Source organism: uncultured Alistipes sp., assembly GCF_949296715.1.
Classification (GTDB): domain Bacteria; phylum Bacteroidota; class Bacteroidia; order Bacteroidales; family Rikenellaceae; genus Alistipes.
On the sequence record NZ_CASFQD010000004.1, the window covers coordinates 40730 to 50155 of the forward strand.

The window sequence follows — 9426 nt, forward strand, 5'->3', positions numbered from 1 at the left end:
AAATCATGATACGACATCTTTTCACCCTGCTGCTGGCCGCCGCCGTATGCTGCGGCACCCACTCCTGCGCGCGCTGCGATGCCGGCGGGAATACCGAGCCGCAGCTGCGCCCCTCGGAGTATGTCTCGACGCTCGTGGGCACGCTCTCGGACTTCTCGCTCTCGACGGGCAACACCTATCCGGCCATCGCCCTGCCCTGGGGTATGAACTTCTGGACGCCCCAGACGGGCAGGATGGGCGACGGCTGGGCCTACACCTACGGCGCCCACACGATCCGGGGCTTCAAGCAGACGCACCAGCCTTCGCCGTGGATCAACGACTACGGACAGTTCTCGCTCATGCCCGTGCGCGGCGCCGACAAGTTCGACGAGGAGTCGCGCCAGAGCTGGTTCTCGCACCAGAGCGAGGAGGCGCGTCCCTACTACTATGCGGTCTACCTGGCCGACCATGACATCCGCACGGAGATTGTGCCGACGGAGCGCGCCGCCGTGCTGCGCTTCACCTTCCCCGAGTCGGACGAGTCGGGCGTGGTCGTCGACGCCTTCGACCGCGGCTCCTACGTGCGCGTGATGCCCGACAACCGCACGGTCGTGGGCTACACGACGCGCAACAGCGGTGGTGTGCCGGAGAACTTCCGCAACTGGTTCGTCATCCGCTTCGACCGCTCGTTCGAGGGCTTCGACGTGATGCTCGACGGCAAGGTGCTCGACGGGGCGCACGAGGCGACGGGCGACCACGCTCTGGCGAAGGTGCACTTCACGACGCGCCGCGGCGAGCGGATCGAGGCCCGCGTGGCGTCGTCGTTCATCTCCGAGCAGCAGGCGCTGCGCAACCTCGGCGAGCTGGGCGAGGATTCGTTCGAGCAGCTCAAGGAGAAGGCGCAGGCGCGCTGGGACGAGGTGCTGGGCCGCATCGAGGTCTCGGGCGGCACGACCGACCAGCTGCGCACCTTCTATTCGTGCCTCTACCGTTCGACGCTCTTCCCGCGCAAGTTCTACGAGATCGACGAAAAGGGCCAGCCGGTGCACTACAGCCCCTACAACGGCGAGGTGCTGCCCGGATACATGTACACCGACACGGGCTTCTGGGATACGTTCCGCTGCCTCTTCCCGCTGCTGAACCTCGTTTATCCGTCGGTCAACGCCGAGATTCAGGCCGGCCTGGCAAACACCTACCGTGAGAGCGGCTTCCTGCCCGAGTGGGCCTCGCCGGGCCATCGCGGCTGCATGGTGGGCAACAACTCTGCGTCGGTCGTTTCGGATGCCATCCTCAAGGGCGTGACGCCTGCCGGGGATGTCGAAACCCTCTACGAGGCGATGATGAGCGGCCGCACGCAGGTGCACCCGACGGTCAGCTCGACGGGCCGCTGGGGACACGAGTACTACAATACGCTGGGATACGTCCCCTACGACGTGAACATCCCGGAGAATGCCGCGCGCACGCTCGAATACGCCTACGATGACTGGTGCATTGCCCGCGTGGCCGAGCACCTCGGCCGCAGCGACGATGCCGCCCTGCTCGACAAGGCTGCGAAGAACTACCGCAACCTCTTCGATCCGGAGACGAAGCTCATGCGCGGCCGCAATGCCGACGGCACATTCCAGTCGCCGTTCAGCGCCTACAAGTGGGGCGATGCCTTCACCGAGGGCAACTCGTGGCACTACACGTGGTCGGTGTTCCACGACGTCGAGGGGCTGGCCGAACTGATGGGCGGACGCGAGGAGTTCGGGCGGATGCTCGACTCGGTCTTCGTCGTGCCGCCGATCTACGACGACAGCTACTACGGCTTCCGCATCCACGAGATTACCGAGATGCAGGTGGCCAACATGGGTAACTACGCCCACGGCAACCAGCCCGCACAGCACATGATCTACCTCTACAACTACGCCGGCATGCCGCACAAGGCGCAGTGGTGGACACGCGAAGTGATGGACCGCCTCTATTCGGCCAAGCCCGACGGCTACTGCGGCGACGAGGACAACGGCCAGACCTCGGCGTGGTATGTCTTCTCGGCGATGGGCTTCTATCCCGTTTGCCCGGCATCGGACGAGTACCAGCTTGGCTCGCCGCTCTTCCGCCGGGTGACGATCCATCTCGAGAACGGCGAGACGGTCGAGATCGACGCCCCGAACAACAGCCCCGGGAACCGCTATGTGGGCCGCATGCTCTACAACGGCAAGCTCTACGACCGGACGGTGCTGAACTATTCGGAGCTTCAGAAGGGTGCCGTGATCGAGTTCGACATGCAGCCGGAGCCGAAACGTTGATTCCGGCAACCGCCCGGGCGGCGGCTTCGGACAGCGGAACTTGCTCTTCATGCGTTCGTAGCTGTTTCGCAGCCGATGGATCGGACGGAACCCGCTTGTGGCGGGTTTCGTCTTTTTTATGACTGTTCGAAGCCCCGTTACCCGCCGCCGCAGCCATCCGATTGCATTTCAGTGAGTTTCGGATTTAGTTTTTCGCCTGAATTATCGTAACTTGCCAAAAGAGATTATCGACAGCAGGATTCCGTCGCGGATTTGCCAACCGGTAGGGTAGCCGGGGGCTGTCGATCCGCTCCATTATGCTGAAAAGCCCCGGACGGGGAGAATCCAAGAATACGCAGTGCCGAGGTTGTTGGAACTGCAAAACATTTTCAGACTGGAAGGTATAACCTATAAATAAATCGGATCATGAAAAATTTTGTCTGTATCTGTTTGGTGACATTATGTATGGTTTCGTGTGCATCCTACGTTCCTCACCACCCCGATCCCAATCACTACAGGTTGACCCGAAAGAAGTTTCGCAACCTCGAACAGCCCAAGATGGATTTGTATACCATAAGGTCTTGGAATTTAGCTAACAATAATATGGATTGTTACTATTTTTATGTCGACCGGCGAAACGGGATATATATGCATGTTGATGACAAGAACAGTGTTGAATTCGGACTTTGTCGAACAAGTCAGGATACGCTGTATTGTTATCCCCGATTCTATAAAGACTATAGGGATTCTGTGTTTGTGAGAAGTAATATTTCCCGTTTATATGCAGCTTTTAATGAGAAGGGGGGATTGGATGATTTGGATGAACTTGTCTATTTGCAAACCGAGGATAAGTTAATCTACATAGGTCCTCCGGGCTTCTGGCCCGAATCAGCTCTTCTTATTGGTGGTGGAGACTTTGAAAAGGTGAAAATCCCTAATAAACGGAAATACATGCATTTTCTGATGAATATGCCTTGACACTCAAAACACAAGGTATTCGTCGGTGAATCCTTTTGTGATATATGCGGACGAACCGGGATGTAATGTATCCGGACCGAACGCTGTGGTCCCCCATCCGGATACACCTGTGAATTGGGATTCGATTCCCTGTGTACACTTTCAGCGCAAATGCCGTTATTGAAATTTACGACAGGAGGCCTGTTCACGCAGGCCTCCTGTCATCTGTATAAAAAAGGAAGAACCTTGTTCCCGATGCATGAGAAGGGAAGTGCTGTATGTCTTGCGACATTATGAACTTTCGGAACCCGCCACAAGCGGGTTCCGTCTTTTTTATGCAACCGTTCGGTCTGGAGGAGTTTCAGACGATTCCCCGGCGGTGATACTCCGGAGTGTTTTTACCGAAAAATCACGCGCTTTCATAAATTAAATCGTAAAATACTCGGTGTCATATATAATGCAAATATGGCATATGTATATATTATAGGTCATTAATTGTCAGAAAATCATAATTATACATAATGTGTATAACTGAAATGAAATTTTGTTCGGAAATGGGCGACAACGGGACTTATAGATAGAATATGTTTCGATTTTTCGGATTATACTGTTAAATTGCTTTCAATTTGTTACTTATATACCCCTAAAAACCCTTTTTTATACTTGTATTTTCCATGTTTGTTTTTACTTTTGTTCGGAAAATGATGGGTATGAAAGTGTAAGTCGGCCGTCTTGCAGCATCAACATTGGAAGAGAGGAGGGGAAACAGGCAGCTTGTTCCTCGCGTAGCCACTTTTGAATGATACGGGCGCAAATTTGGGATTGGCTTCCTCGCGAAGTGCTCGGTATTTCACGCGTTCCCGCCTTCGCACCACACTACACATGGATGCTCCGCAGGTGCCCGGGACCTTTCAACCCTCATATCCGTGATGGCCCCAAAAAGAAAACAACCCCGGCCTCAGGCCACCTAAAAACTTCGTAGTACATGAAAAAACTCTATTCCTTGTGCATGCTGCTCTCCGTTATTGGAGTTGGCGCTCTCCCGATGATCTCGTGCACTAAGAATGACGAGAAGAAAGGGAACAACGACACCCCGCTGTCCGAAAACGCATTCTCTTACAACGGCGTCGAGTCTTCCATCGCATCCGTTGTCTATGCCGTCGACGAGGAAAGTCTCGTTTATTCCATTTATTTCTCATCTGTTCAAGGAATTGCCGACCTCGAATCCATGCTTCAGGCCGATGACTATATTCTTATCAAGACGTCTGCCCCGACGGGGAACATCGATCTGACGGCCGAAGGGAACTCGCTGGTATACAAGAATATCAGGGTCTCACCCGAAACGGCTGCCGATGTGACCCGAAGCACTCTGTCGCTGCAGTTCACCTCCACGACCTCCGTCCAGATGTCGCTCGATGTGGCCATGGCTTCCGGCGAGACGCTCGAGGCCAACTACGACGGTTCCTGCATCTGCCATGTCGAGGAGGTCCCGACCGGAGACGCCATCGTCCTCGACACGCCGCTCTTCAGCTGGTGGATCGGGCAGACAAGTCTCGGCCCGAACGACTATTATTTCGCCATGAGCAATGTCAAGACCCACGTTCAGTACGGTACTTCGATCGCCATGTCCGAGCCCGGATATGCGCTGGTCATCGACTGCTACGTGGACAGCGGTTCGCAATGGCAGACCTTCCCTACCGGCACCTTCAAGGAGAGCAACTCCAACGCCGACCATACCTACTACAGCTATAACAGTTTCGCCGTTTATTTCGACGGCATGAACTATACGACCATGCCGCTCTCGGGCGACGTTGTCATCTCGCGCGGCGAAAACAACCTCGTCCGCGTCTCCGCAGCCTTCCTCGACACCGACGGCGTGAAACATCCAATTTCGTTCGAGGGCGATCTGCGTGTGGGCAACGGCACCACGATGCCCACGCTGCCTCACCTGATGCGGGATGTCGAGATCAAGGGATTCTATGCCCAAGGCACCTATGAAGGCGATGTGAACGATACGGGAAGCGGTTTGTCCGAAGTCTTCATCATCGATGAGGCCGGCGACAACAACCAGCCGAACAGCTACGGGCTCAACGTGGCCGTCTTCAGCACCAAGTTCCTCGATCCCCGGAATGAACGCAAGCTCGTTGCCGGCACCTACACGGCCTCCTATTCGGGCGAGCAGGGTACCTGGGTGCCTACTTCCGAGATGACCATCCTCGGCATGGTGATTCCATTGGGAACGTATGCCGCCTTCACCCCCGAGGACGACGGTACGCAAACGGCCTATTACTCCTATCCCGTCGACGGAACGATCGAAATCGAGGAGACCGGAACCAACCGCTACACCATCCATGTCGACCTTCTGGCGCAGACCGGTTATACGATCAAGGGCGGCATCGAGGATAGCGAAATTTACCTTACGGATACGTCGGATGATGACGACAATGACGGCTCCTCGACGTTGACGTCCGATCTGGACCTCGACCTGAACCACGTGAAGCAGGCTAACTGCTTCCCGCAAAGCAAGGTCTATGTCGAAGGCCTGGGGTATGTCGATGTCGACAAGATCACCACGATCGCGGCGCCTGCCGCTCCCGAGGAGTGCGGCTACCAGTATATCGACCTCGGTCTGGTCACGGGTGTCTACGAGCATGACCCGACGGGCGAATACGATGATCCGGGCAAGCTCGTCGCAGGCGACATCTTCCGTCTGGACCTGCTGGTCAACCCCGGCGACGAGGACAAGATCACGCCGGGAACCTACACCGTTTCGCCCAACCGCTACCTGGTTTCCATGTGGCCCGGCGTCTGCTACCGCGGCGTCCAGCTCGAGGAGGGACATGTCGGAAGCCGCTGGCTCGACATCAGCAGCGCCATCGGCAACGGTTATCCCTCGTATTATCACGATCCTACCTATTTTGTCATCGACGGCTGGCTCAACATCCCGTCGGTATATGGCTACGCCAGCCTCTACGAAGGCACCGTGACCATCACGAAGGCCGATGGCGGCGACAACTGGTTTACCTTCGAAATCGACGGGCAGGATGTGCTCCACCACAAGATCAGGGGTTCGTGGACCGGTCCGGTCGTGCTGGGCAATTCGGATACTCCGGTAGTTGATTCCGGCAAACACTTCGAAGCCGACGCCTCGTCCCCGGCAAAGACGAATGAAGCGGCTGCGACTCTCGAACCGCAAGGCAGGAGCCGGGTTGCGAAGATGATCGACTGCAAGAACGCACAGCCTCTGCCGAAGCAGCCGGTTCAGCGAGTTACGTTCCGATAAATTCTTTCAGCTCAACAAAAAGAGCGCGAGTCTCGTCCGCGCCCGCGCTCTCTTTTCTCATCAAAAAACCAAGTCCTATGAAAACAAGCTATGTGTCGGGATTACGTATCCTGACGTGGGCAATCCTTTTGTCGGCAGTAGGCTTCACGTCCTGCAAAAAGGATGACAAAGACAAACCTGTTCCCCCCCCCGTTCAGCTCGTCGATCAGATCGAGTATGACGGTGGTGAGCCGATCAATATCAGATCGGCCGTCTACGAGGTGGAGGATACCGATCTGTACACCTTCTATCTCTCTCCGACGGCCGGCATTACGGGGATCGAGGAGATGCTCGGTGCCAACGACTATCTCGCCGTCAAGGTCCGCAATCCGAAGGGAGTGGTCGATCCCGCGACCGGAGAGTTCGAAATCTCCTATTTGGACATAAAGGTCAGCGGGTCGACGCTGTCCGAGGCCGAATCGGTGACGCTGCAGGCCGATCTGCAGGTAGCGACTTCGCAGCTGAACCTCGTTGCCGAAGTGGCCATGGTGTCGGGCAAGACGTTGCGTGTCAACTACAACAACAGTTGCCCCGAGGCCCTGCTTCCGCCGCTGAACAACGAGTATGAACTTGACGGTGTGCCGACCTCGATCGGCAGCGTGCTGCTCTGGAACGATCCCGAAACCGGTGCCAGAAACTACTATTTCTACGCCGAGAGCGGTGTGACCGAACCTCAAGACGGTCTCAACGGGCTGGTAATTACCGTGGCCAAGGATGCCGGGACGAGCTTCGATTTCTCGACGGCTGATCCCGAGCAGGTGAAGGCTGTCTACGGCACGTTCCAGACGTCCGACGCCTCGACGACGGGAACGCTTACTCTTGAGATCAATGCCCAGACCGGAGCTCTGACCGTCTTGCTCGATGCCCGGCAGGGCGACAGCCGCCTGCGCGCTTCGTACACGGGCGCCTTTGTCGAGGGCTTCGATTGCCTCAACTACATCAAGGTGACCGAAAACGATGCCGTCGAGGAGCAGCCCCTGACGAAGATATTTATCAATGAGGGAACCTCCAACATCCTGACCTTCGGTCTGGTGGAGGCCGAATCGCCCGAGGACCTGAAGACCGGCCACTATGCCGTTTCGCTGACGCTGTCGACTGCTCAACTGCAGGGCGGCACGGCCGACATCGCGGCAGTTCGCGCCCAGCTCTTCGACTACCAGCTCTACAAGACGTGGGACAACGCCGTCATCACGAGCGGTGTGACCGGCTCGGTAACTACCGCCCGGACCGTCGACGGTTCGAAGACCTTTATCCGCTTCTCGGTTCAGTATCCCGAGGGCCCGGCGTTCGAAGGCGAGTGGTTCGGCGAACTGACCCCGCAGAGCGAAGTCATCGACATGACCCCCGTGGAGCCGTTCCGTCCCCACATCACCATTACGCAGTCCGACGGTGTGTCGGTTGTCTATGACGCGACTGTGAGCAGCATGGAGGTGCGCATGCAGAAGAATTACAGGCTGCGCGGCGGCGATCCGCAGTACGGCGGTGCCACCTTTGACACCTACGTCTTCTACTTCCGTCCCGAGGACAGTGACGACGACATCGAATCGAAGTATTCGATCCCGCAGTTCTGGATTCCGGTTTCGTACCTCGGCCAGTCGGATATCGACCTCACCTCCGGAGCCGAAGACCTCCACTGGGCGCTGAAATACCAGGGATATGGCCTGCAACTGACCGAATACACGGAGAACTATACGATGTATGGTTCCACTTACGGCAACTGTCCGTTGGAGGCCAAGGCTACGGTTGTGCGGAATGACGACAAGACCTGGAAAGTCACCTTCACGATGACGGACAAGTACATGTCCTACGGCTTTGAGAGCGGTACGGGCAATACGCTCGTCATCGAATGGGAGGGTCCTGCCACCAAGTATTCGGGTTCCCAGCAGAATGACATGACGGACGCCGACTATTGATTGCTGTCCTGCGGCCGGTAAGCGACCGCACAGACAGATTTCCGACCCCGGTCCTGTGAGTAGGATCGGGGCCGTTTTTTTCAGACGGCTCCTATCCTGATGGCGGGAGGTTCGGAAGGTTCAGTGATCTGACCGTCGGTCGCAGACCGGAGTGTTCCGTGCGGCGACACTCTCTTTGCGGAAGCCGTGCGGCAGCGGGTCCGGGTCTTGTCCGTAACCGCGGGGATGCCGGACGGAATACGGTGCCTGCAGCCGGGGTCTGTTGTCGGTTTATGTTGCGGTTTGCCGCCGATGTCGCCAACGGGGCGGTTCGGGGTTTCGGTGAGGAGGTAACCGAAGGTGGGAGCCCCTGCAAACAAAGAAAGTCCGGCAGCCTTCCGACTGCCGGACTTTCTTGGTGAACCCGCTGGGTTCAGAATATTGTAGCCTAATTCACTAATTTACAGGGACTTGGCGTGCGATTTTCTTGCCCGGTCACAAATTAGTCACAAATCACTGTCGTTATTTGACAGGGGTTTGTCTGAGTGATACTCGATGTAAAATTATAATATTTTTCTCAAATGTCCAATTTAATTTGTGATTTATGAATATGTTTATTCCTGCGTGATTTTTCCAAATCTTAATTCTGTTTTCAGAATTTCGTATACATAGGCTGAACTCTCTATGTAGAGCCCCGTATTCGGATCGGAGAGTTTGGCAAAAGTCTCCGAATTGTGGAATACGGAAATCGCATCGGTCAAATTCAGGCCATTGTCTTCCATCAAATAGGCGATGATGTCTTTACTGATTCCTTCGATCAGATATTCGATTTTTTTATCATTCATAAGGCTTGAGGTATTTAATGGCTGTTGCTGTTCTTTCGGCCATTTTCGTGGCTTGCTCTTCAATTTCGGTCAAGTAAAAACCTTGCCCGAAATCTTTATATGGCCTGCATCGGGAAAAATCTATTTCCCTGATGAGAATGTTTGATTCGTGGTATAGTTTCATC

General features: G+C 55.7%; 6 protein-coding genes. 4 read left to right on the forward strand and 2 right to left on the reverse strand.

The genetic code is table 11. The annotated features are described in order from the left end of the window. Nucleotides 1–5 precede the first annotated feature (5 nt). From Q1Y33_RS00540 to Q1Y33_RS00555, 4 genes are all read left to right on the forward strand, one after another. The gene (locus Q1Y33_RS00540; protein ID WP_300797242.1) at nt 6–2267 is read left to right on the forward strand and encodes a GH92 family glycosyl hydrolase; all 2262 of its coding nucleotides are present in this window, start codon (nt 6–8) and stop codon (nt 2265–2267) included. A gap of 627 nt (nt 2268–2894) precedes the next feature. Then, nucleotides 2895–3224 carry a hypothetical protein gene (locus Q1Y33_RS00545; protein WP_300797243.1) on the forward strand — a complete coding sequence of 110 codons (330 nt, stop codon included), beginning with the start codon at nt 2895–2897 and terminating at the stop codon, nt 3222–3224. A gap of 1333 nt (nt 3225–4557) precedes the next feature. Continuing rightward, the gene (locus tag Q1Y33_RS00550; RefSeq protein WP_300797245.1) at nt 4558–6486 is read left to right on the forward strand and encodes a hypothetical protein; all 1929 of its coding nucleotides are present in this window, start codon (nt 4558–4560) and stop codon (nt 6484–6486) included. 77 nt (nt 6487–6563) lie between these two features. Then, complete coding sequence (locus tag Q1Y33_RS00555; RefSeq protein ID WP_300797247.1) at nt 6564–8438, forward strand: hypothetical protein; 1875 nt, start codon at nt 6564–6566, stop codon at nt 8436–8438. 593 nt (nt 8439–9031) lie between these two features. Here Q1Y33_RS00555 and Q1Y33_RS00560 read toward each other — a convergent pair. After that, nucleotides 9032–9262, reverse strand: a complete 231-nt coding sequence (locus tag Q1Y33_RS00560) for a hypothetical protein (RefSeq protein WP_300797248.1) — start codon at nt 9260–9262, stop codon at nt 9032–9034. Further along, complete coding sequence (locus Q1Y33_RS00565) at nt 9255–9425, reverse strand: DUF3990 domain-containing protein (RefSeq protein ID WP_300797251.1); 171 nt, start codon at nt 9423–9425, stop codon at nt 9255–9257. Before Q1Y33_RS00565 ends, Q1Y33_RS00560 begins: the two co-directional genes overlap by 8 nt. Nucleotide 9426 lies beyond the last annotated feature (1 nt).

Bases quoted from the DNA above. Each gene is read 5' to 3' on its own strand.
- Q1Y33_RS00540 (WP_300797242.1), top strand. From the start codon at position 6: ATGATACGACATCTTTTCACCCTGCTGCTGGCCGCCGCCGTATGCTGC.
- Q1Y33_RS00545 (WP_300797243.1), top strand. From the start codon at position 2,895: ATGCATGTTGATGACAAGAACAGTGTTGAATTCGGACTTTGTCGAACA.
- Q1Y33_RS00555 (WP_300797247.1), top strand. From the start codon at position 6,564: ATGAAAACAAGCTATGTGTCGGGATTACGTATCCTGACGTGGGCAATC.
- Q1Y33_RS00560 (WP_300797248.1), bottom strand. From the start codon at position 9,262: ATGAATGATAAAAAAATCGAATATCTGATCGAAGGAATCAGTAAAGAC.
- Q1Y33_RS00565 (WP_300797251.1), bottom strand. From the start codon at position 9,425: ATGAAACTATACCACGAATCAAACATTCTCATCAGGGAAATAGATTTT.